General features: G+C 72.3%; 21 protein-coding genes and 1 pseudogene. 13 read left to right on the top strand and 9 right to left on the bottom strand.

The window, feature by feature from the left end; translation table 11 throughout:
• Nucleotides 1–160 precede the first annotated feature (160 nt).
• The gene (locus tag ACIF9R_RS27045) at nucleotides 161–1,228 is read right to left on the bottom strand and encodes a multicopper oxidase family protein (RefSeq protein WP_399984967.1); all 1,068 of its coding nucleotides are present in this window, start codon (nucleotides 1,226–1,228) and stop codon (nucleotides 161–163) included.
• Between the two features lie 236 nt (nucleotides 1,229–1,464).
• On the opposite strand from ACIF9R_RS27045, the gene ACIF9R_RS27040 reads away from it, so the two are divergent.
• Together ACIF9R_RS27040 and ACIF9R_RS27035 are read left to right on the top strand one after the other, a co-directional pair.
• Nucleotides 1,465–2,268: a YcnI family protein gene (locus tag ACIF9R_RS27040; protein ID WP_399984966.1), complete on the top strand. Its 804-nt coding sequence runs from the start codon at nucleotides 1,465–1,467 to the stop codon at nucleotides 2,266–2,268.
• Nucleotides 2,269–2,396: 128 nt separating this feature from the next.
• A complete protein-coding gene (locus ACIF9R_RS27035) occupies nucleotides 2,397–4,523 on the top strand; it encodes a copper resistance protein CopC (protein WP_399984965.1) in 2,127 nt (708 codons plus the stop codon).
• Nucleotides 4,524–4,857: 334 nt separating this feature from the next.
• Here the strand turns inward: ACIF9R_RS27035 and ACIF9R_RS27030 are convergent, their stop codons facing one another.
• The 7 genes and pseudogenes from ACIF9R_RS27030 to ACIF9R_RS27000 all read right to left on the bottom strand — a co-directional run bounded on the left by ACIF9R_RS27030 (nucleotide 4,858) and on the right by ACIF9R_RS27000 (nucleotide 11,381).
• A complete protein-coding gene (locus ACIF9R_RS27030; RefSeq protein WP_399984964.1) occupies nucleotides 4,858–6,066 on the bottom strand; it encodes an MFS transporter in 1,209 nt (402 codons plus the stop codon).
• Nucleotides 6,066–6,566: a GNAT family N-acetyltransferase gene (locus tag ACIF9R_RS27025; RefSeq protein ID WP_399984997.1), complete on the bottom strand. Its 501-nt coding sequence runs from the start codon at nucleotides 6,564–6,566 to the stop codon at nucleotides 6,066–6,068. The genes ACIF9R_RS27030 and ACIF9R_RS27025 overlap by 1 nt, the downstream gene beginning before the upstream one ends.
• Before the next feature lie 54 nt (nucleotides 6,567–6,620).
• Nucleotides 6,621–7,823 (bottom strand): annotated as a pseudogene (locus ACIF9R_RS27020) (type III PLP-dependent enzyme); the annotation flags it as partial.
• On the bottom strand, nucleotides 7,781–9,097 hold the full coding sequence (locus ACIF9R_RS27015; protein ID WP_399984963.1) for a DUF6271 family protein: 1,317 nt from the start codon (nucleotides 9,095–9,097) through the stop codon (nucleotides 7,781–7,783). The pseudogene ACIF9R_RS27020 and the gene ACIF9R_RS27015, both read right to left, overlap by 43 nt.
• Nucleotides 9,094–10,119: a phytanoyl-CoA dioxygenase family protein gene (locus tag ACIF9R_RS27010; protein WP_399984962.1), complete on the bottom strand. Its 1,026-nt coding sequence runs from the start codon at nucleotides 10,117–10,119 to the stop codon at nucleotides 9,094–9,096. The genes ACIF9R_RS27015 and ACIF9R_RS27010 overlap by 4 nt, the downstream gene beginning before the upstream one ends.
• Before the next feature lie 123 nt (nucleotides 10,120–10,242).
• The gene (locus ACIF9R_RS27005; RefSeq protein WP_399984961.1) at nucleotides 10,243–10,455 is read right to left on the bottom strand and encodes a hypothetical protein; all 213 of its coding nucleotides are present in this window, start codon (nucleotides 10,453–10,455) and stop codon (nucleotides 10,243–10,245) included.
• A 161-nt stretch (nucleotides 10,456–10,616) separates the two neighbouring features.
• Nucleotides 10,617–11,381: a GntR family transcriptional regulator gene (locus ACIF9R_RS27000; RefSeq protein WP_399984960.1), complete on the bottom strand. Its 765-nt coding sequence runs from the start codon at nucleotides 11,379–11,381 to the stop codon at nucleotides 10,617–10,619.
• 372 nt (nucleotides 11,382–11,753) lie between these two features.
• On the opposite strand from ACIF9R_RS27000, the gene ACIF9R_RS26995 reads away from it, so the two are divergent.
• The 4 genes from ACIF9R_RS26995 to ACIF9R_RS26980 all read left to right on the top strand — a co-directional run bounded on the left by ACIF9R_RS26995 (nucleotide 11,754) and on the right by ACIF9R_RS26980 (nucleotide 16,433).
• Nucleotides 11,754–13,031 (top strand): extracellular solute-binding protein, encoded by a 1,278-nt coding sequence (locus ACIF9R_RS26995; RefSeq protein WP_399984959.1) that lies wholly within the window; start codon nucleotides 11,754–11,756, stop codon nucleotides 13,029–13,031.
• 88 nt (nucleotides 13,032–13,119) lie between these two features.
• Complete coding sequence (locus ACIF9R_RS26990; RefSeq protein WP_399984958.1) at nucleotides 13,120–14,106, top strand: carbohydrate ABC transporter permease; 987 nt, start codon at nucleotides 13,120–13,122, stop codon at nucleotides 14,104–14,106.
• The gene (locus ACIF9R_RS26985) at nucleotides 14,103–14,933 is read left to right on the top strand and encodes a carbohydrate ABC transporter permease (RefSeq protein ID WP_399984957.1); all 831 of its coding nucleotides are present in this window, start codon (nucleotides 14,103–14,105) and stop codon (nucleotides 14,931–14,933) included. The genes ACIF9R_RS26990 and ACIF9R_RS26985 overlap by 4 nt, the downstream gene beginning before the upstream one ends.
• Nucleotides 14,934–14,942: 9 nt before the next feature.
• Nucleotides 14,943–16,433: a glycoside hydrolase family 3 protein gene (locus ACIF9R_RS26980; protein ID WP_399984956.1), complete on the top strand. Its 1,491-nt coding sequence runs from the start codon at nucleotides 14,943–14,945 to the stop codon at nucleotides 16,431–16,433.
• Nucleotides 16,434–16,505: 72 nt separating this feature from the next.
• On the opposite strand, the gene ACIF9R_RS26975 is transcribed toward ACIF9R_RS26980, so the two are convergent.
• Nucleotides 16,506–17,096, bottom strand: a complete 591-nt coding sequence (locus ACIF9R_RS26975; RefSeq protein ID WP_399984955.1) for a YdeI family protein — start codon at nucleotides 17,094–17,096, stop codon at nucleotides 16,506–16,508.
• 387 nt (nucleotides 17,097–17,483) lie between these two features.
• Between ACIF9R_RS26975 and ACIF9R_RS26970 the strand changes: the two genes are divergently transcribed.
• From ACIF9R_RS26970 to ACIF9R_RS26940, 7 genes are all read left to right on the top strand, one after another.
• Nucleotides 17,484–17,879: a cell division protein SepF gene (locus tag ACIF9R_RS26970; protein ID WP_399984954.1), complete on the top strand. Its 396-nt coding sequence runs from the start codon at nucleotides 17,484–17,486 to the stop codon at nucleotides 17,877–17,879.
• Nucleotides 17,880–18,621: 742 nt separating this feature from the next.
• Nucleotides 18,622–19,830 carry an ATP-binding protein gene (locus ACIF9R_RS26965; RefSeq protein ID WP_399984996.1) on the top strand — a complete coding sequence of 403 codons (1,209 nt, stop codon included), beginning with the start codon at nucleotides 18,622–18,624 and terminating at the stop codon, nucleotides 19,828–19,830.
• Nucleotides 19,823–20,197, top strand: a complete 375-nt coding sequence (locus ACIF9R_RS26960) for a nucleotide pyrophosphohydrolase (protein WP_399984953.1) — start codon at nucleotides 19,823–19,825, stop codon at nucleotides 20,195–20,197. The genes ACIF9R_RS26965 and ACIF9R_RS26960 overlap by 8 nt, the downstream gene beginning before the upstream one ends.
• A gap of 206 nt (nucleotides 20,198–20,403) precedes the next feature.
• Nucleotides 20,404–20,874 (top strand): DUF6099 family protein, encoded by a 471-nt coding sequence (locus ACIF9R_RS26955; RefSeq protein WP_399984952.1) that lies wholly within the window; start codon nucleotides 20,404–20,406, stop codon nucleotides 20,872–20,874.
• Nucleotides 20,875–20,982: 108 nt separating this feature from the next.
• On the top strand, nucleotides 20,983–21,906 hold the full coding sequence (locus tag ACIF9R_RS26950) for an LLM class F420-dependent oxidoreductase (protein ID WP_399984951.1): 924 nt from the start codon (nucleotides 20,983–20,985) through the stop codon (nucleotides 21,904–21,906).
• Between the two features lie 165 nt (nucleotides 21,907–22,071).
• Nucleotides 22,072–23,541: a 3' terminal RNA ribose 2'-O-methyltransferase Hen1 gene (locus tag ACIF9R_RS26945; RefSeq protein ID WP_399984950.1), complete on the top strand. Its 1,470-nt coding sequence runs from the start codon at nucleotides 22,072–22,074 to the stop codon at nucleotides 23,539–23,541.
• On the top strand, nucleotides 23,538–26,132 hold the full coding sequence (locus ACIF9R_RS26940; protein WP_399984949.1) for a polynucleotide kinase-phosphatase: 2,595 nt from the start codon (nucleotides 23,538–23,540) through the stop codon (nucleotides 26,130–26,132). Before ACIF9R_RS26945 ends, ACIF9R_RS26940 begins: the two co-directional genes overlap by 4 nt.
• The last annotated feature ends 403 nt before the right edge of the window (nucleotides 26,133–26,535 follow it).

The raw sequence follows: 26,535 nt of genomic DNA, 5'->3' as shown, positions 1-26,535 counted from the left end.
CGGGGGTCGGAGGACCGGGTGGGGGAAGCCGGTGCCCCGACGGGGAGTGCGGCGCGGGGAGCCGGGAGGCGCGGGGCGCGGGAAGCGCGGCCGGCGCCGGATCGGCGGTCGGCCCGGGCCGGGTGAGCTGCCTCAGTCGGGCGGGTCGTGTGCCCGCTCGTCAGCTCACGATCATCTCGGTGAACATGCCGAACATCCCGGTCTTGCCTTCGGAGTGCGGGAAGATGTGGCAGTGGAAGGCCCACTTGCCGGGCCTGTCCGCCTTGACGAGCACGCTGTACCGCTCACCGGGTGCGACCAGTACCGTGTCCGCCTTGTAGGGGCTGTCGAGTGGGAACCCGTCCTTGGCGACGACCAGTTGGTCGAGTCCGTGCAGGTGCATCGGGTGCGCCATGGTGCCCGCGTTGAAGTAGTGGATGAGGACCGAGTCGCCCTTGCGGACCCGGACCGGCTCCGTCGCGGGGAACGACTTGCCGTTGAGGGTCAGTCCGATGGCACCGGCGTCCTGGAGCTCGATCGGGATCTCCTGGGCGATCTTCGTCTTGTCCGGCAGCGGCATGTCACCGATCAGGAAGGCGCCCCACAGTCCGTTGGTCACCTGCTCGGTGCCGTTGTGGTGCGAGTGGTACCAGCCCACGGAGGCCCGCTCGGCCTTGATCTTGTAGGTGAAGGACTTGCCGGGGGGCACCGGGTCCTGGGTGATGTTGGCGACGCCGTCCATCGCGTTCTCGATGGGGATGCCGTGCCAGTGGATGACCGTGGATTCCCGCAGTTCGTTCTTGAGTACGACCTCGACCTTGTCGCCGACGTCGACGTGGAGGGTGGGTCCGGGGACGGCCCCGTTGTACGACATGGCGTCGACGACCTTGCCCGGCTCGACCTCCCACTTCACGGACTTGGCCGTGAGCGTGAACTGCTTGGTGCCGTCGGCGAGGACCTTGGGCTCCAGGGGCTGTGCGCCCTTGCCCTCGGTCTTGGCCGGGAACGACTTGTCACGCTTGGCCATCTCCCGGTCCATGGCCTGCCAGTCGTGGGCCTCCTCCCCTCCCGGGGCGGCGGCATCGGCGGAGGGGGAGTCGTCGTGGGTGGTGCCTTCGTGGTCCGAGGCCGCCGCGCCGGCGGCCGACGAGGCTGGGGCGGGTGTGGTCTCCGTGGTGATCGACCACCAGGGGACGGCGAGTGCGACCCCGAAGGAGAGGGCGCCTGCCAGCACCTTTTTCCTCAACATGCTGCCTTCCTCAGGCTGTGCGGATGTTGAAGTAGTTTTTATCAGAGAAATTTAAGAGTGGACGTGTCTGCAACGTCACACCCGGACTGTACGGATGTCCGGTGTGTCCTTGAAAGTCGCTATCCACCTGCACGTATGTCGACGGATGGAGGTCGGTGCGTCCTCGGCGGCAGGCGTTCTGTTATTTATAGTAAGAACCTCGAGACTCTCAACGCCGTCCTGTTCTGGAGACACCCATGCGCCGTACCCTGCCCCGAGGAGCTGTCAGCGCCCTGTCGGTGGGCATCGTCCTGCTGATGGCGGCCGGCCCCGCCGCCGCTCACGTCGGCGTCCACCCGAAGAGCGCCGAGGCCGGGAGCTGGGCGAAGCTCACCTTCCGGGTCCCCACCGAGCGTCCCGACGCCGCCACCACGAAGGTCGAGGTCGTCCTGCCGACGGACCAGCCGGTCACCGCCCTCTCCGTCCGGCCGGTTCCCGGATGGACCGTCAAGGCGGAGAAGCGGACCCTGCCGAAGCCGCTGACCCACGGTGACAAGACGATCGACGAGGTCGTCTCACGGATCGTCTGGAGCGGCGGAGAGATCAACCCCGGCGAGTTCCAGGAGTTCGACATCTCCCTCGGCCCGCTGCCCGAGGACGGCGACCGGATGGTCTTCAAGGCGCTCCAGACCTACGACAGCGGCGAAGTCGTCCGCTGGATCGAGGTGCCCGGCAAGGACGGGGAGGAGCCCGAGCGCCCCGCGCCCGTCCTGACGCTGACTCCCGCGGCGGACGAGGCCGGGGCTTCGGCGGCATCGGCCCCCGGAGAGGCGGCCGCGGCCGCGAAGCAGCAGGCAGGGACGCAGGGCGACGCGGCGAAGGCCGCTGCCGGTCCGGCGGACGGCGACGAGGAGAAGCCGGCGGCGTCCGCTTCGGGGGACACCGAGGACGGGACGGCCCGGCTGCTGGGCGGCGCGGGTCTCGCGGCCGGGCTGACGGGTCTGCTGGCGACGCTCGCCGTGGCGCGGCGCCGTTCCGGCCGGAACTCCGGCCGCGCCTGATGGTGGACTCCCTGGCGAAGCGGAAGCGCGGGCCGGCCGCTCCCTCCGCCGGAGGGCCGACCACTCCTCCGGCGCGAAGGGTGACCGCCGCTCCGGTGCGAAGGGTGACCGCCGCTCCGGTGCGAAGGGTGACCGCCGCTCCGGTGCCCCCGCCCCCGGTCCGGTCGGCGGGCTCCCCCTCGCCGACCGGCCGGGTCCGGGTTCCGACCGGCCGGATCCGGGCGCTGTGCGCGCTGTTCTGTGCGGTCGTCGCCGTTCCGTTCCTGCTGGTGGCGGCCGCGGCGGCCCCCGCCTCCGCCCATGCCGAACTGGTCGGCACGACCCCGGAGGCCGGGGCGGTCCTGGACCGGGCGCCGGAGCGTGTCACTGTGCGGCTCAGCGAATCTGTCGAGGCCGCTCCCGACGGGCTGCGCGTGATCGGCCCCGACGGCGACAGGGTCGACAGCGGGGACACGGCGGCGGTGCCCGGAGAGCCCGGCGCCATCGCCGTCACCCTCGTCGAGTCCCGTACGGGAGAGGGGACGTACACGGTCTCGTGGCGGGCCGTGTCCGCCGACGCCCACCCGGTGCACGGGGCCTTCACCTTCGGCGTCGGCTCCGGCCCCGGTCCCGGCGACGCGCCGGCGGACGCCGACCGGGACTCCGATCCACTCCTCGCCGGTCTGGTCACCGTCGCCCGCGGGGCGGGCTATGCGGGCCTGGCGCTGCTCGTCGGAGGCATCGGCATGCCGCTCCTGGCGGCGCGGGGCACGGACAGGACACCCTTCGACCGGCTGGCGGTGTACGGAGGGACCGTCATCGTCACCGCCGCGTGCGTGGGCCTGCTCGTCCAAGGCCCGTACGCGGCGGGGGAGGGGCTCGGGTCCGTCATGGACCCGGCGCTGCTCGAGTCCACGGCGACCAGCCGGTCGGGTATCGCGCTGGAGGCGCGGATCGTGCTGACCGTCCTGGTCCTGGGGTGGCGGAGCGCGCACCGGCGGCGGCCCGCGGCGTCTCGGCGGCACGCCGTGCTCCGGGCGCTTTCGGTACTGGCCGGGCCGGCGGCCGTGGCCGCCACCTTCAGCGTCTCCGGGCATGCCGCCACCGGGCGGCGGGTCCCGCTGGCGCTGGCTGCCGACCTGGCGCACCTGCTGGCCATGGGGCTCTGGCTGGGCGGGCTGGTCGCCCTGGCCATGCTCTGCGCGCGGCGGGCCGGTCCCGCCTCCCACGCGTCCGCTGCGGTGACCGTCGAGCGGTTCTCGGTGGCGGCCGGCTGGTACGTCGCCGTCCTGGTGGTGACGGGGCTGATACAGGCGCACCGTCAACTCGAGGGCCCGGCCGACCTGATCGGGAGCGGATACGGGCGGCTGCTCGTCGTCAAGGTCCTGGCCGTCCTCGCCGTACTGGCGGTGGCGTCCCGAGCACGACGCTGGACCCGGACCCGGACCCGGACCCGGACCCACGCCCGGGCCCGTACCCGGGCCCCGGGGAACGGGGAGCCGCACCTGGACGGGGAGTCGTATCCGGCGGATGGGGAGTCCCACCGGGATGGGGAGCCGCCCCCGGACGGGGAGCCCTACCGGGATGGGGAGCCGCCCCCGGACGGGAGGCCCTACCGGGATGGGGAGTCCCACCGGGATGGGGAGCCGCCCCCGGACGGGAAGCCCTACCGGGATGGGGAGCCGCCCCCGGACGGGAAGCCCTACCGGGACGGGAAGCCCTACCGGGACGGGGAGCCCCACCAGGACGAGGAGCCGCATCCGGCGGACGGGGAACCCCACCCGGCGGCGCCGGACGTGCGCGCGCTGCGGCGGATCCTCGCGGTCGAGGCCGCGGGAGGCGCGGTGGTCATCGCGCTGTCCACGCTCCTGGCCGGCTCGGTCCCGCCGCACGGCGCCCCGGCCTCGGCGGCTGCTCCGGCGGCCGTACGCGTCACGGCCGACTACGACAGCGGTGGGCGGGACGGCCGCGGCACCGCGACGGCCCGGATCACCGGGCGGACCGACGGCGGTGTCGCGGTGGAGCTGCGGCTCAGCGACCCCTCTGGCGCGCCGGTGCTGCCGCGGGAGATGACGGCGTCCTGGTCGCTGCCCGCACTGGGCCTGGGTCCGCTGCCGGCCGGTCTGGCGCCCGCCGGTCCTGGCCGCTGGAGCGGTTCCGTGCGGCTGACGCCTGCCGGCGACTGGCGGCTGGCCGTCACGGTACGGACCTCCGACGTGGACATGGCCACCGTGGTGTTCGAGGACATCACGGGAGGCACGGGCACGGCCAGGTAGGCGTCCGGGGTTTCGCCCGAGCGATGGCGACCACCGTGGTGTCGGACCGCACGCTTGAGGCGGCGGGCGTGGAGCCGAGGGACACGGCCCCGCTCCCCGCCCGCGGTCCCCTCGCCGGACTGCTGGTCGTCCTGCTCGCCGGAGTGCCGCGGCCCCGGCGACCCCGACCGCCGGGCGCACCCGCGCCGGGAGACGGACAGCCTGCTGTGTGTGCCGTGACGGTGTGGCTTTGGGGTCCCCGCACCGTGCGGGGCCCCCGCGGCGTTCAGTGCGCCACCGTCTCGGTTTCGGCCCTGGCCCCGCTGTCCCGCACCGTGCGGGGCCCCCGCGGCGTTCAGTGCGCCACCGTCTCGGTTTCGGCCCCGGCCCCGCCGTCCCGTTCCTTCCAGGTGACCCGGCTCGAGCACACCGCAACCAGTACCGCGGAGGCCGCGACCACCGCCATGGCGACGGTCAGGTCGGTGTGACCGGCGACGAAGCCGATGAGCGCCGGGCCCGCGAGAAGGCCGGTGGTGCCCAGGGCGGCGACCAGGGCCAGGGCGCCCGGGCCCTCGGCCGCGGCGGCCACGTAGAGGCATGGGGTGACCGCCGCCATGCCCAGGCCGGCGCACGCGAAGCCGATGAGCGCCGGCCAGGTGCCGCCGGTCAGCAGGGCGAGAGAGAGCCCGGTGCCCGCCAGTACGCTGCCCGCCCGGACCAGGAGCGCGTCGCCCCACCGGCTCCGCCAGCCGTCGCCCAGCAGACGGGCCACCACCATCATCACCGAGAAGAAGGCGATGCCCAGCGGCGCCAGCCGCCCCGACGCCCCGGTCTCCTCGGTGAGGTAGAGCGCGGACCAGTCGTTCATGGCACCCTCGGTGACCGTGCCGAACACCATGGCGCAGCCCAGCCAGAGAGCCGTGCGGGAGGCTCCGGTCAGGCTTCTGAGGCCCGCCCCGTTGGTCTTGGCGGGCCGGTCGCCGGGCGGGGGAGCCGAGCTCTCGGCGAGGACCCGGGGTCTGGAGGCGGCCAGCAGCAGGACCAGCAGCACCGCCGCCACCGCGAAGTGCGCGGTGACGGAGTGGGTGACGGCGTTCGTCCCCGAGGCGAGCAGCGCGCCGCCGAACGCCCCGGCGCTGAACATCGCGTGCAACTGGGCCATCGCGGCCCGGCCGTAGTGCTCCTCGAGGGCGGCGCCCCGCGCGTTCATGGCGACGTTCAGACAGCCGACGGCCACACCGTCGACGAAGATCACCGCCAGGGCGAGCGGGTAGCCGCCGGCCGCGGCGAGCGCCGGCAGCACCGCCACCAGCACTCCCGCGGACCACACCGCCAGCAGGCGTGAGCCCAGCCGCCGCATCAACGGCGCGACCAGGGGGAAGGACACCGCCGCCCCGACACCGCAGATCATCAGCAGCAGCCCCAGCTGCGTTTCGCCCAGGCCGAAACGGGATTTGAGCGCGGGCAGCCGGGAGGCCCAGGTGGCGTACTGGAAGCCGAGGAAACAGAACAGCGCGGCCGTGGCCAGCTGGTCACGGCGGAAATCGCCGGGGGTGGGCAGCATCAGTGGTCAGGACCCCTCTTCAGATCTTCAGAGCCAGAGCCGCCGGAGCGGTGGTACGGGACCGGGCGGGACAGGTAGACGGCGCCGTCGCCGTAACTCCCGTGGAGTTCGGCACCCGGGTCGGGCCGGAAGCCGTGCCCGGCCCAGAAGCCCTCGGTCCCGCCGACGGCGATCAGCGAGATCCGCTCGTACGACAACCGCCCGGCGGCCGTGCCGAGATGCCGCAGCAGCCTGCTGCCCAGCCCTCGGCCGCGGAGGCCCTCCGCGATCACCAGGTCGTGCAGATGCAGATTGCGCGAGTCGAACGTCTCCTCCTCCGGGCGGGTGAGATCCGGGTAGCGGTACCGCGGGTAGGGCAGGGCGAGTACATAGCCCACGACGCGGCCGCCGTGCTCCAGGACGAAACACGTCTCCGGGGACGCGCGACCCCGGGAGCGCAGCGCCTCGGCCCCCTCGGACAGCGCGGCCGGCGCGTACACCTCGGCCTCCAGGGCGACCATCCGCGGCCAGTCCTCCTCGGTGACGGCACGGACGCGTACCTCCGCGGCGCGCTCGCCGACGCAGACGCGGGGGAGCGGGCCGAAGCCGTTGAACCCCTCGGTCATGTAACTGGCGGCGTACGCCCCGGCGGACAGCACCCACACCGGGTCGCCCGAGGCGACACCCCTCGGCACCCGCACCCCGCGGTACTCGTGGGCGTAGGCGTCGTCGCTGTCGCAGGTGGGCCCCGCGACGACGACCGGCACCGAGGCGGCGTCGGTCACGTCCGGGTGGGACGGGAAGACCAGCGGGTACCGCACCCCGTCCATCTCGTAGAGCCCGTTGAACTTGCCGCAGCTCAGGTACAGCCAGTGCTCACGGTTCCCGTCGGGCTGAAGGCGGGACGTCAGCCGGGAGACATGGGCCCTGATCGCGCCGTGGTCGGCGACCAGATGGCGGCCCGGTTCCACGACGAAGTCCAGGGGACGGGGGGACAGTTCCGCCAGCCGTTCCATGCCCTCGCGCAGCACGGCGAAGATCTTGTCCAGCGGAGGGTCCAGCCGCTCGCCCCGGCGGTCGGCGTAGCCGAGCGCGGGCAGACCCCCGCCGAGATTGACGTGGTCCGGCACGATCCCGCGGCCGTGCAGCGCGCTGAGCACCTCGGCGAGGGCCGCGAAGGCCTGCTGCCATGCCTCGGTGGTCATCTGCTGCGAACCGACGTGCACCGAAAGACCGGCGGGGACGAGACCCGCGTCCCGGGCGGCCTCCAGCACCCGTACGGCGTCGTCCGCCGAGCACCCGAACTTGCGGCTCAGTCCCCACAGCGCGCCCTCGCCCGTGGTCGCCAGCCGGCAGAACATCCGGGAGCCCGGCGCGTGTTGGGCGAGGGCCGCCACGTCCTCCGTGCTGTCCGTGGCGAAGTCCCGCACCCCGAGTGCGTACGCCTGAGCGATGTCCCGGTCGGACTTGACCGTGTTGCCGTAGTGGACGCGTCGCGCGGGCACATCCGTCGCCAGTGCCCGGACGATCTCCTGGGGGCTCGCCGCGTCGAAGCCGGCGCCCCGGCCCGCCAGACGGGCCAGCACCTCCTCCACCGGGCACGCCTTCATGGCGAACCGCACGTCGACGCCGGGCAGTTCCCCGGTCAGCGCGTCGTACCGGTCGGCGATCCCGTCCAGGTCGTAGACGAGCGCGTCCTCGGTCGCGGCCGCGAGCGCGGCGCGCAGGGTCCCGTTCACCGCAGAGCGCCCCGGCTCGCGTCCACCAGCGCCTCCCAGACGCCGATGAGCTGCACGAACTCCTCGGTGTCCAGCGCGGCCTCGTCCAGCAGCCGCTCCCGGCCGGCCGTCATGCCGTGCGCGAACTCGGCGTACCTCCCGCCGAGCCGGCCGTACACCGCGGCCACGGTGTCCAGCCGGCGCTCGTTCTCCGCACTGTCCAGCCGCACGCTCTCGGAGAGGAACGCGGCGAACGGCGCGGGGTCGAGCCGGCCCTCGTCGTCCAGCAGCGAGGTGCCCGCGTCGGCCATCCGGTCGTAGACGTAGTGGAAATACAGCATCGACAGCAGGAACTTCACGAACCGGGTCTGGTACGCCAGGAATCCGGCGTGGGTGCGGCGCTCCCCGGTGTAGTAGTTCTCGATGTGCCGGTTGTGCAGGACGCCGGGCAGGGCGGCGTCGTACACGGCGTGGATGAGGAAGTAGTCGCTGCCGATGGTCGCGGTGGCCGGCGGCAGCGGCAGCCGCTCGTACACGTCCCGGTCGAACGCGATGTTGGACATGTCGACCCGCATCGGGTCGACCAGTGTCAGCGTCGAGCGGTCACCGGTGAAGGGCATCAGCCCGGCGCCCTTGAAGGACTCCTCGGCCAGCTCCCGCCGCTGCTCGGCGGACCAGTGGCCGGGCGCCCAGAGTCCGACGACCTCGTCGTACGCGTCCTTGTCGAGCTCGCGGATCCCGCCGACGTCGACGGAGAGTTCCCCGATGAAGGAGGCACCCACCATCGAGACGGGGCGGTGGGCGAGCGCGGGGTCGAGGGCCACCTCCGTCACCCCGGAGAAGGCGTCGAAGGCGCGTTTGCCCAGGGAGGTCAGCTCGTGGTGGACGGGGTACACGGGCTCGCCCCCGAAGACCTGGTAGGCGCAGTCGGAATCGCGCCGGTGCACCGAACGGCAGCCCAGCGCCGCCGCGATCAGGAACGCCCGGTTGGTGCAGGCGCCGTAGGAGAGCGCGTCCGGGAGCAGGAGACCGAGGATCCGTTCCGGCTCCGGGAGCGCGGCCCGCTCGATCGCCCCCCGCAGGAACTCCCGTTGTGCGGACTCGTCGAGATGGTGCACGACGACACCCGGGTCGCCGGGCAGCGCGGCGACCGTCCGGGCGTGCCCCGCCCGGGTCGCCGGGTCGGAGGAGTCGAGGATCAGCAGCCGCACCTCGACGTCGAAGTGCGCCGCGGCGTAGGCGGCTTCGGCGCCGATGGCCGTGATGGTCGCGGAGCACTCCCGGTCGGTCGGGAGCGCCAGACATATCCGGTGCACGTCGGTCCCCCGCCTCATCGTGTCCGCTCGTGCCAGCTGTCGAGCCCCAGCAACGTACGGCCCAGCCCGTCGAGTTCGGCGGGCCCGTAGCGCAGGGACTCGTGCTTCGTGGCGTCGCCGAGCAGGGTCGCGTTCCAGTCGGGTGTGCTGAGCGTGCGCCAGGACTCCACCCGGGAGCGGCGCAGTTCCTCGTGCTCCTCCAGCGCGGGCATCATCGACAGGTACTGCACCGCCCGCACCCCGTCGGCGGAGGAGTTGCCGGCCACTCCGTGTGCCAGCATGCCGTTGAAGATCAGCAGGTCACCGGCACGCAGCTGGGGCCGGACCACCGGGAACTCCGTACGGTCGGTCCCGGGCCGGATCGGGTCACGGCCGGCCGGCTGCCCGAGCCTCCACTCCTCGAACCGGCGGAAAAGCTCCGGTGAGCACTGGAAACCCCCCTGGTCGGGTTCCGTGTCGGTGAGCGCGATGACGCCCTGCACCCGCTGCGGCGGCACGCTCGCCGTGGTGTCCACGTCCCAGTGCAGCTCGATGTCGAAGCCCTCGTCGGTGGGGTCGATCAGGGAGCGCGAACGGTTGCGCACATTGGGCGGATTGAGGTTGAGGCGGTCCAGGGTGACCCACAGTTCCTCGCAGTCCCAGACGTCCACGAAGGCGTCGTGGATCCGCCGGGTCTGTCGGCTGTCCCAGATCAGCTGGTGGTGGTACGCCTCGACGAAGCCGTAGACGAACAGGTCCCGGTCGAGGTCCGAACGGAAGGTGCGCTCCTGGTACCAGGTCTCGGGGCGCTGGGGGTCGAGGCCCTGGAACTCCCAGGCGAACTCCAGCAGCAGCTTGGCCGCGTCGGGGGAGATCGCCTCCGGGACCACCACGTAACCGTGACTCTGCCAGGACGCGAACTGCTCCTCGGAGAGCACCCGCAGCGGCAGGTCCTTCCTCAGATGCCTCAACTGCGTCTCGGCGAGGTAGGTCTCACCGTCGGCACTGAAGTAGGGGCGTTCGGAGGCGGCGCGGTGTAAGAAGCGGTGGTGCGTCGTCATGCGGTACTCCGGAACTCTGGATCGCTCACGGCATGCGGACAGAAGGAAGGAACAGAAGGAAGGAGCAGGAGGAAGAAACAGGAAGGGAAAGGGCGGGACGAGGGAGCCGGTGACCGGCCGGTACTACACGGTCCCCGTACGGTCCGGCGGTACCCCGGCCGTGGTGGCCGGCGGCGGCGCGGCCGGTGTGGGGGTGTTGGTGGTGCTGACATCGATGTCGCCGACCGGGACGGTGAGGCATGCCCGCCCCCGGTCCGGCGCCGTCGTCCCCCCAGAGCCGGGCCGGAGGACGGAGTGCCCCCACCGTGGCAGTCGCGGGCGGCTGCTCTCGGCCATGCGGGACCTCCGTGCGGGGCTGTGCACGCGGCGGGACGCGGGAAGCGTGCGCCGCGAATGGTTCAGACCACTGGGATGGTGGACTGGACCAATGTGCCCTGTCAAGAAAGGTGTTTCCCAACTCTCTTTCATATAAAGGAAGTTGAATAAAAACCGCCGGGTCAGGGCCCCGGGCGGGTCAGGGTCGCCGTGAACTTGTAGCGCGAGCCGCGGTACACCGAGCGGACCCACTCCACCGGCGTGCCCATCTCGTCCCGCGAGTGGCGGGACAGCAGCAGCATCGGCAGCCCCACGTCGGTACCGAGCAGTCCGGCCTCGCGCGGGGTCGCCGGCGAGGTCTCGATCGTCTCGTCGGCCTCCGCCGGCCGCACCCCGTACACCTCGGCGAGGGTGGTGTAGAGCGAGGTGTAGCGGGAGAGGTTGCGGCGCAGCTGGGGGAATCGCCGGGCGGACAGATGGGTCGCCTCGATCGCCATCGGCTCACCGCCTGCCAGCCGCAGCCGCTCGATCCGCAGCACCCGGTCCTCCGGCTCCACCTCCAGCAGGGCCGCCAACTCCTCGTCGGCGGCGACGTAGCCGATCTCCAGCACCTGGGAGGTGGGATGGAGTCCCTGGGCCCGCATGTCCTCGGTGTAGGAGGTCAGCTGGAGTGTCCGGTAGACCTTCGGGCGGGCGACGAACGTGCCTTTTCCCTGGATCCGGTCCAGCCGCCCCTCGCTCACCAGTTCCTGCAGGGCCTTGCGGATCGTGGTGCGGGAGGTGCGGAACTCGACGGCGAGCAGGCGCTCGGCCGGCATCGGGGCGCCGGGCGCGCGCTCGTCGGTCATCTGCAGTAACCGCTGCTTGATGCGGTAGTACTTCGGAACGCGACCGGTACGGCCCGGCGCTCCCGTTCGGGCCTGGGCGCTGCTGACGTCCGTGCTCATGACCTGCCTTCCGGCTGCGGTGTCCGGCGCGCGGACGGCAGGTGCCGGCCGCGGTGCACGTCGGCGGACGGCCGGGTTCGGCGCCGCACGCTCGGCGATCCCGTTATAACGGTGCGTTCTCGCTTTGGTCTAGTCCAACCCTCGAGGCGTCCCTGTTTGGGGTGAGTTCTGCCGCCGTTCGGGAGTGTCCGAGCCGTTACTCGGGCGTGAGTCCATGACCCTTGACAGGGCCATAGGTCTAGGCCAAGCTCCCCCTTGCTGGTCTAAACCATTTAGAGGAAGCCGGGTCCCAGCCCGCCGAGCTGTTGCGCCGTTGTGGGGGTCACTGCCGAGGGCGTGGGTGTGGAAGGCATTCCTGAGGAGGGGTGGCGCGTGAAGCGCAAGCTGATAGCCGCGATCGGGGTCGCGGGCATGCTGTTCTCCGTCGCTGCGTGCGGCGGCGACGACGGTGGCGGCGACAAGAAGGCCGGCGCGGACGGTTATGCCGGTGAGACGCTCACCGTGTGGGTGATGGACGGCTCGTCGCCGGACCAGTGGCAGAAGGACCTCGCCACGGAGTTCGAGAAGAAGACCAAGGCGAAGGTCACGTTCGAGGTCCAGCAGTGGAACGGCATCCAGCAGAAGCTGACCACCTCGCTGTCCGAGGAGAACCCGCCGGACGTCTTCGAGATCGGCAACACCCAGACCCCGGCCTACGCCAAGACCGGCGGCCTCGCCGACCTCGCTGACCTCAAGTCCGAGATCGGTGGCGAGTGGACCGAGTCCCTCAACGAGTCGTCCGTCTTCGAGGGCAAGCAGTACGCGGCGCCCTGGTACTTCGCCAACCGGGTCGTCCTCTACAACAAGAAGGTCTGGGCGGACGCCGGCCTCAAGGACACCCCCAAGACCCGCGACGAGTTCTACGCCGCGCTCAAGACGATCGGTGACAGGACCGACGCCGAGCCGATCTACCTGCCGGGCCAGAACTGGTACCACTTCGTCGGCCTGGTGATCGGCGAGGGCGGCGAGCTGGTCAAGAAGGACGGCGACAAGTACGTCTCCAACCTCGACGACCCGAAGGTCGCCGCCGCCGCGGAGACGTACAAGAAGTTCCAGGCGCTGTCCAAGGCGCCCAAGGACAAGGACGAGGCCACCCCGCAGCAGGGCGAGGTCTTCGCCGACGGCAAGGTCGGCGCGTTCATCGGCATGGGCTGGGAAGCCGGCATCGCGATCGAGGCCAACCCGAAGATCGAGAAGGACATCGGCTACTTCACCATCCCCGGTGCCACGGCCGACAAGCCCGAAGGTGTCTTCCTCGGCGGCTCCAACCTCGCGGTCGCCGCGGGCAGCAAGAAGCAGGAGCTCGCCAAGGAGTTCCTGAAGCTCGCCCTCTCCGACAAGTTCGAGGGCCAGTTGGCCAAGCTCAACGGCGTCATCCCCAACAAGGAGTCGCTGCAGAGCAACCTGAAGGGCAACGCCCCCGCCGAGGCCGCCGCACCGGCCGCCGCCGTCGGTGGCACCACCCCGCTGATCCCGGAGTGGGCCGCGGTGGAGAACGCGCCCAACCCGATCAAGACGTACCTGACCGCCGTGCTGAACGGCAAGTCCCCGGCCCAGGCCGCGGCGCAGGTCGAGGGCGAGTTCAACAAGCGCCTCTCGCAGCAGCAGTAGGCGCGGCGAGCGCACGGAGCGGGCGGGGGCCGGCCACTCGCCGGCCCTCGCCCCGGCGTCGAGTATGTCGAGAAGAGAGATCGCGAGCATGACCGTGCAGACCGAACGGCCGCCCTCCGGCCCGGCGGACGTCCGCAAGGCGGACGACGGGGGACCCGGCGGGCGGACACCGAGAGCGGCGTCGCGCGCCGGCGCTCTCGCCCCGTACCTGTTGCTGCTGCCCGCCTGCGTGGCCTCCGTGCTGCTGCTCGGCTGGCCGCTGCTGAAGGATGTACTGCTGTCCTTTCAGAACCTCAACATGGGGCAGTTGATCCAGCGCGTCACCGAATGGAACGGTGTCGACAACTACCGGGCGGCCCTCACCAGCGAGGACTTCTGGCGGGTCACCCTCCGCTCCATTCTGTTCACCGCGGCCAACGTGGTTCTGATCATGGTGCTGGGCGCGCTGGTCGGCCTGCTGCTCGCCCGGCTCGGCAAGTGGATGCGGTTCACGCTGATGCTCGGCCTGGTGCTGGCGTGGGCCATGCCGATCGTGGCCGCCACCACCGTCTACCAGTGGCTGTTCGCGCAGCGCTTCGGCGTCGTCAACTGGGTCCTGGACAAGCTCGGCTGGCACTCCATGGCCGACTACAGCTGGACCAGCAGCCAGATGTCGACGTTCTTCGTCGTCACCGTGCTGATCGTGTGGATGTCCATCCCGTTCGTCGCGATCAACCTCTACGCGGCGACCACCACGATCCCCAAGGAGCTCTACGAGGCCGCGTCCCTCGACGGCGCCGGCGCCTGGCGGAGCTTCACCACGGTCACCCTGCCGTTCCTGCGGCCGTTCCTCTACGCCACGACGTTCCTGGAGGTCATCTGGGTCTTCAAGGCGTTCGTGCAGGTCTACCTCATCAACGAGGGCGGCCCCGACCGGCTCACCGAGATCCTGCCGGTCTACGCCTACGTCGAGGGCGTCGGCAACCAGCACTACGGCATGGGCGCGGCCATCGCCGTCCTGACCATCCTGATCCTGCTCGCGCTGACCGCCTACTACCTCAGGATCGTGCTCAAGCAAGAGGAGGACGAGCTGTGAAGCGCTCGCTCTTCGGCCGCCTGTGGCCCAACGTCACGGCCGTCGTCCTGTTCATCGGCTTCGTCTTCCCCGTGTACTGGATGTTCACCACGGCCTTCAAGCCGACCGGCGACATCATCTCGCAGGACCCGGTCTGGTTCCCCACCGACATCACCTTCGAGCACTTCGGGACGGCGACCGACGTCGACCACTTCTGGACCTACGTCACCAACTCGCTGACCGTCACCGTCCTCGCCGTCGTTTTCTCGATGATCATCGCGCTGGCCGGTTCCTTCGCCCTCGCGCGGATGCGGTTCAAGGGACGGCGCGGCTTCGTCATCGGCTTCATGCTGGCCCAGATGGCGCCCTGGGAAGTCATGATCATCGCGATGTACATGATCGTGCGGGACGCGTCCATGCTGAACAGCCTGGTCCCGCTGACGCTCTTCTACATGATGATGATCCTGCCCTTCACCATCCTGACGCTGCGCGGCTTCGTCGCCGCAGTGCCGAAGGAACTGGAGGAGTCCGCGATGGTCGACGGCTGCACCCGCTCCCAGGCGTTCCGCCGGGTCATCCTGCCGCTGCTCGCCCCCGGCCTGATGGCCACCTCGCTGTTCGGATTCATCACTGCCTGGAATGAGTTCGCCCTGGTCCTGGTGCTCAACAAGGATGCCGAGTCCCAGACCCTGCCGCTGTGGCTGTCCAGCTTCCAGAGCCAGTTCGGCAACGACTGGGGCGCCACCATGGCCGCCTCGTCGCTCTTCGCCATCCCGATCCTGATCCTCTTCGTCTTCCTGCAGCGCAAGGCCGTCAGCGGCCTCACCGCGGGCGCCGTGAAGGGATAACGCCACCCGATGACGACATTCACCACCGGCACCGACACTCTGACCCGGGACGCGCTGGCCGTACTGCAGCCGGGCTTCGACGGCACCACCGCGCCCGACTGGGTGCGCCGCCGACTGGGCGAGGGCCTCGCCTCCGTCGCCCTCTTCGGCCGTAACGTCACCACCGCCGAGCAGGTCACCGCCCTCACCGCGCAGTTGCGGGCCGAGCGGGACGACCTGCTGGTGGCCATCGACGAGGAGAGCGGCGACGTCACCCGCCTGGAGGTACGCACCGGCTCCTCCTTCCCCGGCAGCCACGCCCTGGGCGCGGTCGACGACACCGGCCTGACCCGCGGTGTCGCCCGCGAACTCGGCCGCAGGCTCGCCGCGTGCGGCGTCAACTTCAACTGGGCGCCGTCCGCCGACGTCAACGCCGACCCGGACAACCCGGTGATCGGCGTCCGCTCCTTCGGCCGGGACACCGCCCTGGTCGCCCGGCACACCGCCGCGTACGTGGAAGGGTTGCAGTCCACCGGCGTCGCCGCCTGCACCAAGCACTTCCCCGGCCACGGCGACACCAGCGTCGACTCCCACCACGCGCTCCCGCAGATCGACCTCGACGCCACCACGCTGCACGAGCGCGAACTCCAGCCGTTCCGGGCGGCGATCGCGGCCGGCACCCGGGCCGTCATGAGCGCCCACATCCGGGTACCCGTCCTCGACCCGGACCGTCCGGCCACGCTCTCCCGGCGCATCCTCACCGACCTGCTGCGCGGCGAACTCGGCTATGAGGGTCTGATCGTCACCGACGGCATGGAGATGCGCGCCATCTCCGGTACGTACGGTCTCGAACACGGGGTCGTCCTCGCCATCGCCGCCGGCGCCGACGCGATCTGCGTGGGCGGCGGGCTGTGCGACGAGGGCACGGTGCAGAGCCTCCGGGACGCGCTGGTGCGCGCCGTACGCTCCGGCGAACTCCCGGAGGAACGGCTCGCCGACGCCGCCGCCCGGGTGCGTGCCCTGGCCGAATGGACCGCCTCGGTACGGCGCTCCCCGGCGGCCGCGGTCGACCCCGAGCCGGAGATCGGTCTTACGGCGGCCCGCCGGGCGGTGACCGTCACCCGCGCCGCCGGCTCCTCGCCGGTCACCGGGCCGGTGTACGTCGCCACCTTCAACCCGGCCCCGAACATCGCCGTGGGCGACGAGACCCCGTGGGGCGTCGGCGCGGAGCTGGAGCGGCTGCTGCCGGGCACCATCACCGGCCACTTCACCGGTCCCGACGCCGGTGACGCGGCCCTGAGGGCGGCGGCGGGCCGGCGCGTCGTCGCCGTGGTCCGCGACGAGCACCGGCACCCCTGGATGCGCACGGCCCTGGACACCCTGCTGACCGCCGACCCGGACACCGTGGTGGTGGAGATGGGCGTACCGCAGTCCGCCCCACGCGGAGCCCTGCACATCGCCACCCACGGCGCGGCACGCGTCTGCGGTGTGGCGGCGGCGGAGACGGTCACGGCGGGCTGATCCGCGGGTCCGGCCGCGTGGGTGGGGGCGTGGGCGTAGGCGTGGGCGTGGGCCCACGGCGGTCCGGTCCGGCTATGGGTGGAGCTTCTTTCCCTCGGCGAGCATGGCGACGAACTTCTCGATCCGGGCCGCGCGGGTCTGCGGCCGTTTGGCCTCCTCGACCCGGTGGAGGATCGCGTAGCGGTTGCGGCTGTCGAGGGTGCCGAAGAACTCCGCGGCGCCGGGGGCCGCGTCCAGCGCAGCCCGCAGATCGTCGGGGACGGCCGCCGTGCTCTGGCTCGCGTACGCGGCCTCCCAGCGGCCGTCCGCCCGCGCCCGCTCCACCTCCCGCAGGCCGGACGGCCGCATCCGTCCCTGTTCGATGAGGTCGAGAGCCTTCTTCCGGTTGACCGCCGACCATCTGCTGCGCGGGCGGCGCGGAGTGAAACGCTGGATCCAGTACGTGTCGTCCAGCCCCTTCTTGTGGCCGTCGATCCAGCCGTAGCACAGCGCGGACTCCAGCGCGGTGGCGTAGTCGACACCCACGATCCCGGAGCCCTTCTTCGCAATCCTCAGCCACACCCCGCCGTCGTCACCCTGATGCTCTTCCAGCCAGGCTTCCCAGTCCCCCTGTGTCTCGAAGGCGACAACGGGCCCCACGACACCATCCACTTCACCGGCCATACGCCCATGCAATCGGCCCTCGGGACGCCGGTCAACGCCTTGCACGTTCCGCGGGAGGCGGCCCGCGGGCCGGCCGGACCGGTGGGAGGCCGGGGTCGGCAACTCGGCGCGGTGGACGGTCCCGTGGCCGCCGCCGTCGAACGCGTGGCGGCGGCACGCGGCGGTGTGACGCGCCCGGCCCACGCCCCGCCGGCCTCCACGTTCCCGTGCGCACGGCTCCAGTTGTCGCCCGGGACCCACGCCCCGCCGGGTGTACGCGTGGGCGCCCCGGGCAAACGTCGTGGCAGGCGGGCCGTGCGATGGCGGAGCGTGTCGTTATTGGGCCGAACGGGTGACCATGGGTAAGAATTGCCCGATGCAGACAGCCAGTGCGACAGGGGACGGAGCATGCCGGTGAGCAGCCACGATGTCACCGACGAACAGTGGGAAGGGCTCGCCCAGGTCGTTCCGCTGCGGGGCCGCGACGCGTGGCCGTCCGCGGTGGGCCATCGCGCCCTGCCCGAGGCCGAGACGGAGGCGCGGCGCCGCTTCGTCGTCCTGCGCGTCAACGTGTTCGCGGACGCCCGCGACGTCGCCGAGACCCTGATGTCCGGGATACCGGTGCTGCTCGACCTGAGCAGTGCGGAACCCGATGTCGCCAAACGCATCCTGGACTTCAGCACGGGCGTCGTCTTCGGCCTGGCCAGCGGAATGCACCGGGTGGACCGCAACGTGTTCCTGCTGACCCCGTCCGGGACGGAGGTCACGGGGCTGATGGAGGGAATGGGGCTCCCGGGGATCTGAGCGGACCGACGACCGAGGGCACACCGGGGCCGGGCCGCCCGCCGCCCGGGGGCGCGTACGGTGCCGGGGGCGCGAGCGGCGGCTGAGCCCGCGCCGCCCGATCGTAGGAAGGCCCACCCAGCGGAACGGTTCGCCCCGCACCGCATCCCCTACGGTCCCGCACATGACCCCACACCCCCGCCCCCGCCCAGGCACACCCCGACCGCCCACCCTTTCGCCCCCGCACCGGATTCCGCCCCCGGCCCAGATCCCGCCCGCAGCCCCCACCCAGACCTCGGCCCCGGCTCCGACCTCGGGCCCGGCCCCGGCCTCGACCTCGGGCCCGGCTCCGACCTCGGGCCCGGCCCCGGCCCCGGCTCCGACCTCGGCCCCGACCCCGGCCCCGGCTCCGACCTCGGCCCCGACCCCGGCCCCGGCTCCGACCTCGGCCCCGACCTCGGCCCCGGCCCCGGCCCCGGCTCCGACCTCGGCCCCGGCCCCGGCCCCGGCTCCGACCTCGGCTCCGACCTCGGCCCCGGCCCCGGCCCCGGCTCCGACCTCGGCTCCGACCTCGGCCCCGGCCCCGGCCCCGGCTCCGACCTCGGCCCCGACCTCGGCCCCGGCCCCGGCCCCGGCTCCGACCTCGGCCCCGGCCCCGGCCCCGGCCTCGACCTCGGGCCCGGCTCCGGGCTCGGGCCCGGCCTCGACCTCGGCCTCGGCCTCGGGCCTGGCCCCGATCCCGGAGCCGGTCGCGTCGCCCGTCCTGGGCAAAGGCGTCGGTGCGGGACCCGGTCGGGCCGGGGGCGGTCCGCGTTCCACGCCCGCCGACCCGCCCGGCGGGGCAGCGCGGCGCCCCGCTCTGCCGCGGGTCACCGAGCTGCTGCTGTCCGCGTTCGCCGGGCACCGTGGCGTCGCGCTTCCCCTTGGGGCGCTCACGCTGATCGCCGGGCGCAGCGGGAGCGGCAAGAGCAGTGTGCTGCGGGCGTACGAGGCGCTGGCCCGGCTCGGTGGCGGGGCCGAACTGGGCGAGGCGTTTCCGGAACCCGGCGCCTGTGTGCCGGAGCGGGCCCGTGCCGACGCGCAGCGCCGCCGTGGTTTTCGCATCGGCTGCACGGCGGACGGCCCGGAGGGACCGGTGCGGCTGGAGATCGCCGTACAGGCCGAACCCGAGCTGCGCATCGTGGGCGAGCGGCTGACGGCGGGCGGGCAGGTCCTGCTGCAGACCGCCCTGCGCGACCCGGGCCGCCGCACCGTACAGGCCGCCTGGCACACGGCCGGGGCCGCACCGGTGACGCGCGCCCCGCTGCCGGACGACCGGCTCGGTACCGCACTGCTCCCGCTGCGCGTGGCCGGCAAGACGCCCGGCCAGCGCAGCGTGCTCGCCGCCGCCGAGCAGATGGTGGTCGCCCTGCGCTCGGTATTCCCCTGCGACCCCCGCCCCGAGCGGATGCGCGAGCCCGTACCCGCCGGCACCGGCCGGCTGCTCGGCGGCTGCGACAACCTCGCCGACGTACTGTGGCGCACCCGCACCGAGTGCGGACGACGGCACGCCCTCCTCGTGGACGCGGTGCGCGCCGGCTGTGCCGGGCCGGTCTTTGACCTGCTCGCCGAGCCGTACGACGCCGGCCGGCTGGTCCGCGCCCTGCTCGACCGGGGCGACGGCACCCGCACCGAGCTGCGGCGGCTCGGTGACGGCGAGCTGAGGTACGCGGCCCTCGCCCTGGTGCTGCTCACCGGCCCCGGCGTCCTGGAGACCGACGTCCCCGGGGAGGTCCCGGCCGCGCTGCGCACCCTCACGGTCCTCGCCGACGGTCTGGACCGCTGCCTCGACCCGGTGCAGCGCACGGAACTGCTCGGCCTGGCGGCGCGGATGTGCGAGCGCGGGCACATCCGCCTGGTCGGCGCGGTGAACGACGCCTCCTGGGCCACCGGGACGACCGGGGTGACAGTGGTACACCTGGACCGTGACTGATCCGTACGACGACGACACCGATCGCGAGCCCCTCGCACTCGCCGGACTCCAGCGCCGCCTCGCCGAGTTCGCCGCAGCGCGCGACTGGCAGCCGTACCACACCCCGAAGAACCTCGTCGCCGCGCTCAGCGTGGAGGCCTCCGAACTCCTGGAGATCTTCCAGTGGCTGACGCCCGAGGAGTCCGCCCGCGTCATGGACGACCCGGAGCGCGCGCACCGTGTCACCGACGAGGTCGCCGACGTCCTCGCCTATCTTCTCCAGCTGTGCCAGGTCCTCGGCGTCGATCCGCTGGCCGCTCTGGCGGCGAAGATCGAGCGGAACGAGCACAGGTTCCCGGCCGGAGAGCGGAAACCGTCGCACGAGTAGAGCGAGCAGAGAAGGAGGCTCGAGGGGAGCAGACAGCTCCGTTTTCACTCTCCGTGTTCGAATACCCGGGCATGCTCGAATTGTTGTCCACAGATTTCGGTCTTCCTCTGGCTTTTTGTCTCACGCCACCTCACTCTGGGTAGTGGACAAGGGAGTTCAACGGATGCGGACGCGTGGGCAGCGCGTCGGACAGACGGGGGCAGCGCATGGACGCTGTGCGGCTCATCGTGACGAGCAGAAGGGCACTGGCCGCGAGCGGCGGCGTGCCGGAGCTGTTGACCGAGGTGTGGCAGGCGCAGGCCTTGGCGCAGGCGATAGGCAGTCGGCTGGCGGTGGTCGGCCCACCCGAACTGCGCGGAGAGGCCCTGGGGCTGACCGAGCTGGCGGGCCGCGGCTGCGGTGTGCTGAGCACACCGGAGTTCGGCCCGGGCGAACTGCGCGCGGCCCAGCTCACCGAACTGGGTGAGGCCCGCCCGTGCCTGATGTACCTCGGTGGTCTCCTCGGCGAGGTCGGTATCGCCCTGCTCGGCATCGCCTGCTCCGTGGACGACGAGGCGACGTACTGGCAGTGCATGGAGGTCATCGACGCGGCGGACGAATCCCGCGACCGCGTCCTGGAGATGCTCCGCAGACTGGCGGACCGCGACGAGCTCTTACCGGTGCGGGAGGCCGGATGAGCGCACAGGGCCTCCCGCGCCCGTCCCCGTCGCACCGATCACCCGGCCCGGGGCACGCCGGAGTGCCGGGCGGGCCCGCCCCCGTCCGCGAGCGGGCAGGATGGGGACATGGATCTTCGCATCTTCACCGAGCCCCAGCAGGGGGCCACCTACGACACCTTGCTCACCGTCGCCAAGGCCACCGAGGAGCTCGGCTTCGACGCCTTCTTCCGCTCCGACCACTACCTCAGCATGGGCTCCGGCGACGGTCTGCCCGGCCCCACCGACGCCTGGATCACCCTCGCCGGGCTCGCCCGCGAGACCCGGCGCATCCGGCTCGGCACGCTGATGACCGCCGGCACCTTCCGGCTCCCCGGCGTGCTCGCCATCCAGGTGGCCCAGGTCGACCAGATGTCCGGCGGCCGCGTCGAACTCGGCCTGGGAGCGGGCTGGTTCGAGGAGGAGCACAAGGCGTACGGCATTCCCTTCCCGAAGGAGAAGTTCGCCCGCCTCGAGGAGCAGCTGGAGATCGTCACCGGCCTGTGGGCCACCGAGCCCGGCAGCACCTTCGACCACCACGGCACCTACTACGACCTCACCGACTCGCCCGCGCTCCCCAAGCCCGCCCAGGCCAAGGTGCCGGTGCTCATCGGCGGCCACGGCGCGACCCGCACCCCGCGCCTCGCGGCCCGGTACGCGGACGAGTTCAACATGCCCTTCGCCTCCGTCGAGGACACGGCCCGCCAGTTCGGCCGGGTCCGCGACGCCGCCCGGAAGGCCGGCCGCGACCCCGACGACCTCGTCTACTCCAACGCCCTCGTCGTCTGCGTCGGCAAGGACGACCGGGAGGTCGCCCGCCGTGCCGCCGCGATCGGCCGCGAGGTCGACGAACTCAAGGCCAACGGCCTGGCGGGCTCCCCGGCCGAGGTCGTCGAGAAGATCGGCCGCTACGCCGAGACCGGCTGCCGTCGCGTCTACCTCCAGCTCCTCGACCTCTCCGACCTCGACCACCTGGAGCTGATCTCCTCCCAGGTGCAGACCCAGCTGACGTAGGGCACGCACCCGGCGGGCCGGAACGCCCCCGGCAAGGGCGGTCCCGCCCGCCGTGCCCCCGAAATTCCGTGCCACCTCGCGGCCCCTTCCCTGTACGTTGACCGGACATGCCGGAGTCCCGGTGTGTAAGCGCAGTTCAGAAGGTGTTTGGTAGGTGTCACCACCGTGTTCCTGACGATCAGTACCACCGGCTCCGCCGAGTGCCCGGCGACCGACCTCGGTTTCCTGCTCCACAAGCATCCCGACAAGGCGCAGACGTTCTCCACGTCCTACGGCACGGCCCACGTCCTCTACCCCGAGGCCGACGCCGAGCGCTGCACGGTGGCGCTGCTGCTGGAGGTGGACGCGGTGGCACTGGTCCGGCGCGGCAAGGGCAAGGGGCGCGGCGGCGCGCCCGACGCCGCCCTCGCGCAGTACGTCAACGACCGCCCGTACGCGGCCTCCTCCCTGCTCGCCGTCGCGCTGAGCGCCGTCTTCTCCAGCGCGATGCGCGGCGTGTGCGGTGCCCGCCCGCACCTGCCGGGACAGCCGCGCCCGCTGCGCGTCGAGATACCCGCGCTGCCCGCGCGCGGCGGCCCCGCACTCGTCCGCCGGCTCTTCGAGCCGCTCGGCTGGACGGTCACCGCCGAGCCCGTACCGCTGGACAGCGAGTTCCCGCACTGGGGCGACTCCCGCTACGTGCGCCTGGTCCTGGACGCGGACACGCTCACCCTCGCCGAGGCGCTGCGCCACCTCTACGTCCTGCTCCCCGTCCTCGACGATGCCAAGCACTACTGGGTCGCCTCCGACGAGGTCGACAAACTCCTGCGGGCCGGCGAGGGCTGGCTGCCCGGCCACCCGGAGCAGAAACTGATCACCAGCCGCTATCTCTCCCGCCGTTGGTCACTCACCCGGCAGGCCATGGAACGCCTTGAGCTGGTCCGGCTGGCCGAGGCGGACGACAGCGACGTCGAGGACATCGACAACGCTGTGGAGGCGGAGGCCGAGCAGGAGAAGAAGCCGACCCCGCTCGCCGTACAGCGGCGCGAGGCCCTTCTCGCCGCGCTCCGCGCCTCGGGCGCCGCCCGGGTGCTGGACCTCGGCTGCGGCCAGGGACAGCTGGTGCAGCAGCTGCTCAAGGACCCGTCGTTCACCGAGATCGTCGGCGTCGACGTGTCCATGCGGGCGCTCACCATCGCCTCCCGGCGGCTGAAGCTGGACCGTATGGGAGAGCGGCAGTCCTCGCGCGTGCACCTCTTCCAGGGGTCCCTCGCCTACACCGACAAGAGGCTCAAGGGATACGACGCCGCCGTGCTCAGCGAGGTGATCGAGCACCTCGACCCGCCCAGGCTGCCCGCACTGGAGTACGCGGTGTTCGGCGCCGCCCGCCCCCGCACGGTCCTGGTGACCACCCCGAACGTCGAGTACAACGTGCGCTGGGAGAGCCTCCCGGCCGGCCATGTCCGGCACGGCGACCACCGCTTCGAGTGGACCCGCGGGGAGTTCCGCGCCTGGGCGGCGAAGGTGGCCGAACGGCATGGCTACGGCGTGGAGTTCGAGCCCGTCGGGCCCGACGACCCCGAGGTCGGACCGCCCACCCAGATGGCCGTGTTCAAGGCGACCACCGAAACCCCGAAGGAGGCGAAGGCCGCATGAGCACCACCGACACCACCCGCACCACCGGCACCACCGGGCCGGCCCGAGCCCTGCCCGTCACCGACCTCTCCCTCGTCGTGCTGATCGGCGCCTCCGGCTCCGGCAAGTCCACCTTCGCGCGCCGCCACTTCAAGCCCACGGAGATCATCTCCTCCGACTTCTGCCGCGGCCTGGTCGCCGACGACGAGAACGACCAGAGCGCGTCCCGCGACGCCTTCGACGTGCTGCACTACATCGCAGGCAAGCGCCTCGCCGCCGGCCGCCGCACCGTCGTCGACGCCACCAGCATCCAGCAGGACGCCCGACGCCGGCTGATCGACCTGGCCAGGCAGCACGACGTCCTGCCCATCGCCATCGTGCTCGACGTGCCCGAGCAGGTGTGCGCCGAGCGCAACGCCGCCCGCACCGACCGGGCGGACATGCCGCGCCGGGTCATCCAGCGCCACACCCGCGAACTCCGCCGCTCGCTGCGTCACCTGGAGCGCGAGGGCTTCCGCAAGGTGCATGTGCTGCGCGGAGTCGAGGAGACGGAGCACGCGGTCGTCGTCACCGAGAAGCGGTACAACGACCTCACCCACCTCACCGGCCCCTTCGACATCATCGGCGACATCCACGGCTGCTCCGCCGAACTGGAGTCGCTGCTCGGCAAGCTGGGCTACACCGACGGCGTCCACCCCGAGGGCCGTACCGCCGTCTTCGTCGGCGACCTCGTCGACCGCGGCCCGGACAGCCCCGCGGTACTGCGCCGCGTGATGACCATGGTGAAGGCGGGCACCGCCCTCTGCGTGCCCGGCAACCACGAGAACAAGTTCGGCCGCTACCTCAGGGGCCGCAACGTCCAGCACACCCACGGACTCGCCGAGACCATCGCCCAGATGGACGGGGAGAGCGACGAGTTCCGCGCCGAGGTACGGCAGTTCATCGACGGACTCGTCAGCCACTACGTCCTGGACGGGGGCGGACTGGTCGTCTGCCACGCCGGGCTGCCGGAGCAGTACCACGGCCGCACCTCCGGCCGGGTCCGCAGCCACGCCCTGTACGGCGATACCACCGGCGAGACCGACGAGTTCGGGCTGCCGGTGCGCTACCCGTGGGCCGAGGACTACCGCGGCCGGGCGGCCGTCGTCTACGGTCACACCCCCGTCCCCGAGGCGACCTGGCTCAACAACACCATCTGCCTGGACACCGGAGCGGTCTTCGGCGGCAGGCTCACCGCGCTGCGCTGGCCGGAGCGTGAACTCGTCGACGTACCGGCCGAGCGGGTCTGGTACGAGCCGGCCCGCCCGCTGCGCACCGAGGCCCCCGGCGGTCACGAGGGGCGTCCGCTGGACCTGGCCGACGTGCACGGCCGGCGGGTCGTCGAGACCCGGTACTCCGGCCGGGTGTCCGTCCGGGAGGAGAACGCGGCGGCGGCCCTGGAGGTCATGAGCCGCTTCGCGATCGACCCGCGCCTGCTGCCGTACCTCCCGCCGACCATGGCACCCACCGCCACCTCGCACCTCGACGGCTACCTGGAGCACCCGGTGGAGGCCTTCGCGCAGTACGAGCGGGACGGCGTCGCCCGGGTGGTGTGCGAGGAGAAGCACATGGGCTCCCGCGCGGTCGCCCTGGTCTGCCGCGACGCGGCCGCGGCGGCCCGGCACTTCGGCGCAGCCGGTGGCGAGACCGGGTCGCTGTACACCCGTACCGGTCGGCCCTTCTTCGACGACGCGTCCGTCACGGAGGAGATCCTCGGCCGGCTGCGCACCGCCGTCACCGAGGCCGGCCTCTGGGACGAACTCGCCGCATCCGACAGCGCCTCCGGCGCGGGCGACTGGCTCCTGCTGGACGCCGAACTGATGCCGTGGTCCCTGAAGGCGTCCGGTCTGCTGCGTTCGCAGTACGCCGCGGTCGGCGCCGCCTCCGGCGCGGTCTTCCCGGGCGCGCTGGCCGCCCTGGAGGGCGCCGCGGCCCGGGGCGTCGAGGTGCGGGAGCTGCTGGACCGCCAGCGTGAACGCGCCCGGTCCGCCTCGGCGTTCACCGACGCGTACCGCCGCTACTGCTGGACCACCGACGGCCTGGACGGTGTGCGACTGGCGCCGTTCCAGATCCTCGCCGTGCAGGGCCGGAGCCTTGCCGGCCTGCCCCACGACCAGCAGCTCGCCCTGCTCGACCGCATGGTCGAGCACGACCCGACCGGCCTTCTGCAGACCACCCGCCGCCTCTACGTCGACACCGCCGACCCCGAGTCGGTGCGGGCCGGCGTCGACTGGTGGCTGGAGATGACCGGACGCGGCGGCGAGGGCATGGTCGTGAAACCGGTCGGCGCCGTGGTCCGTGACTCCTCGGGCCGCCTGGTACAGCCGGGCATCAAGTGCCGGGGCCGCGAGTATCTGCGGATCATCTACGGCCCCGAGTACACCCGCCCGGAGAACCTGGCCCGGCTGCGCGGCCGCTTCCTCAACCACAAGCGCTCCCTCGCCGTCCGCGAATACGCGCTCGGTCTGGAGGCCCTGGACCGCCTCGCCGAGGGCGAACCCCTGTGGCGCGTCCACGAGCCGGTCTTCGCCGTCCTGGCCCTGGAGTCGGAACCGGTCGACCCACGTCTGTGACCCGCGCGCCGGCCCCCGCGTTCCCACGCGGGGGCCACCGGCCGGCCACGGTGACGTTCGCCGGGCGGCCGCGCCGCAACGGAGTCCGGAGCGGGGACGGGGGGATCCGGGCGGTCGTCCGCCGTGGCCAGGTGGGCGAAGGCGCTCGGCCGGCCGGGCAGGAGCCAGGGCGCCCGGTGTCCTCGGACGGCGGATCCCCCGGCCCGGCGGGCACGGCTGCGGCGATCGGGCGACGTTCCGTCTCGTGCGCGGCCCGCTCCCGTCTGGTCAGCGGGCCCGTCGGCCCGCACTCGACCGGTCCGGCTGTCGCAGGGGACCGGGAGGGGCGGCGCGGTGCCTCGCGCCGGCGTCCGGTCGCGGTGCGCCGGAGCTGTGCCGGCTGCAGCGGGAGGCCGGTCGGGAT

The sequence above is a fragment of the Streptomyces sp. NPDC086080 genome (assembly GCF_044540255.1).
Lineage (GTDB): Bacteria > Actinomycetota > Actinomycetes > Streptomycetales > Streptomycetaceae > Streptomyces.
This window is presented reverse-complemented; position numbering and strand designations above follow the sequence as displayed.

Coding starts and splice junctions, on each gene's coding strand:
- ACIF9R_RS27045 (WP_399984967.1), bottom strand. CDS start 1,228: ATGTTGAGGAAAAAGGTGCTGGCAGGCGCCCTCTCCTTCGGGGTCGCA.
- ACIF9R_RS27040 (WP_399984966.1), top strand. CDS start 1,465: ATGCGCCGTACCCTGCCCCGAGGAGCTGTCAGCGCCCTGTCGGTGGGC.
- ACIF9R_RS27030 (WP_399984964.1), bottom strand. CDS start 6,066: ATGCTGCCCACCCCCGGCGATTTCCGCCGTGACCAGCTGGCCACGGCC.
- ACIF9R_RS27025 (WP_399984997.1), bottom strand. CDS start 6,566: ATGGTCGCCCTGGAGGCCGAGGTGTACGCGCCGGCCGCGCTGTCCGAG.
- ACIF9R_RS27015 (WP_399984963.1), bottom strand. CDS start 9,097: ATGAGGCGGGGGACCGACGTGCACCGGATATGTCTGGCGCTCCCGACC.
- ACIF9R_RS27010 (WP_399984962.1), bottom strand. CDS start 10,119: ATGACGACGCACCACCGCTTCTTACACCGCGCCGCCTCCGAACGCCCC.
- ACIF9R_RS27005 (WP_399984961.1), bottom strand. CDS start 10,455: ATGGCCGAGAGCAGCCGCCCGCGACTGCCACGGTGGGGGCACTCCGTC.
- ACIF9R_RS27000 (WP_399984960.1), bottom strand. CDS start 11,381: ATGAGCACGGACGTCAGCAGCGCCCAGGCCCGAACGGGAGCGCCGGGC.
- ACIF9R_RS26990 (WP_399984958.1), top strand. CDS start 13,120: ATGACCGTGCAGACCGAACGGCCGCCCTCCGGCCCGGCGGACGTCCGC.
- ACIF9R_RS26980 (WP_399984956.1), top strand. CDS start 14,943: ATGACGACATTCACCACCGGCACCGACACTCTGACCCGGGACGCGCTG.
- ACIF9R_RS26975 (WP_399984955.1), bottom strand. CDS start 17,096: ATGGCCGGTGAAGTGGATGGTGTCGTGGGGCCCGTTGTCGCCTTCGAG.
- ACIF9R_RS26970 (WP_399984954.1), top strand. CDS start 17,484: ATGCCGGTGAGCAGCCACGATGTCACCGACGAACAGTGGGAAGGGCTC.
- ACIF9R_RS26955 (WP_399984952.1), top strand. CDS start 20,404: ATGGACGCTGTGCGGCTCATCGTGACGAGCAGAAGGGCACTGGCCGCG.
- ACIF9R_RS26950 (WP_399984951.1), top strand. CDS start 20,983: ATGGATCTTCGCATCTTCACCGAGCCCCAGCAGGGGGCCACCTACGAC.
- ACIF9R_RS26940 (WP_399984949.1), top strand. CDS start 23,538: ATGAGCACCACCGACACCACCCGCACCACCGGCACCACCGGGCCGGCC.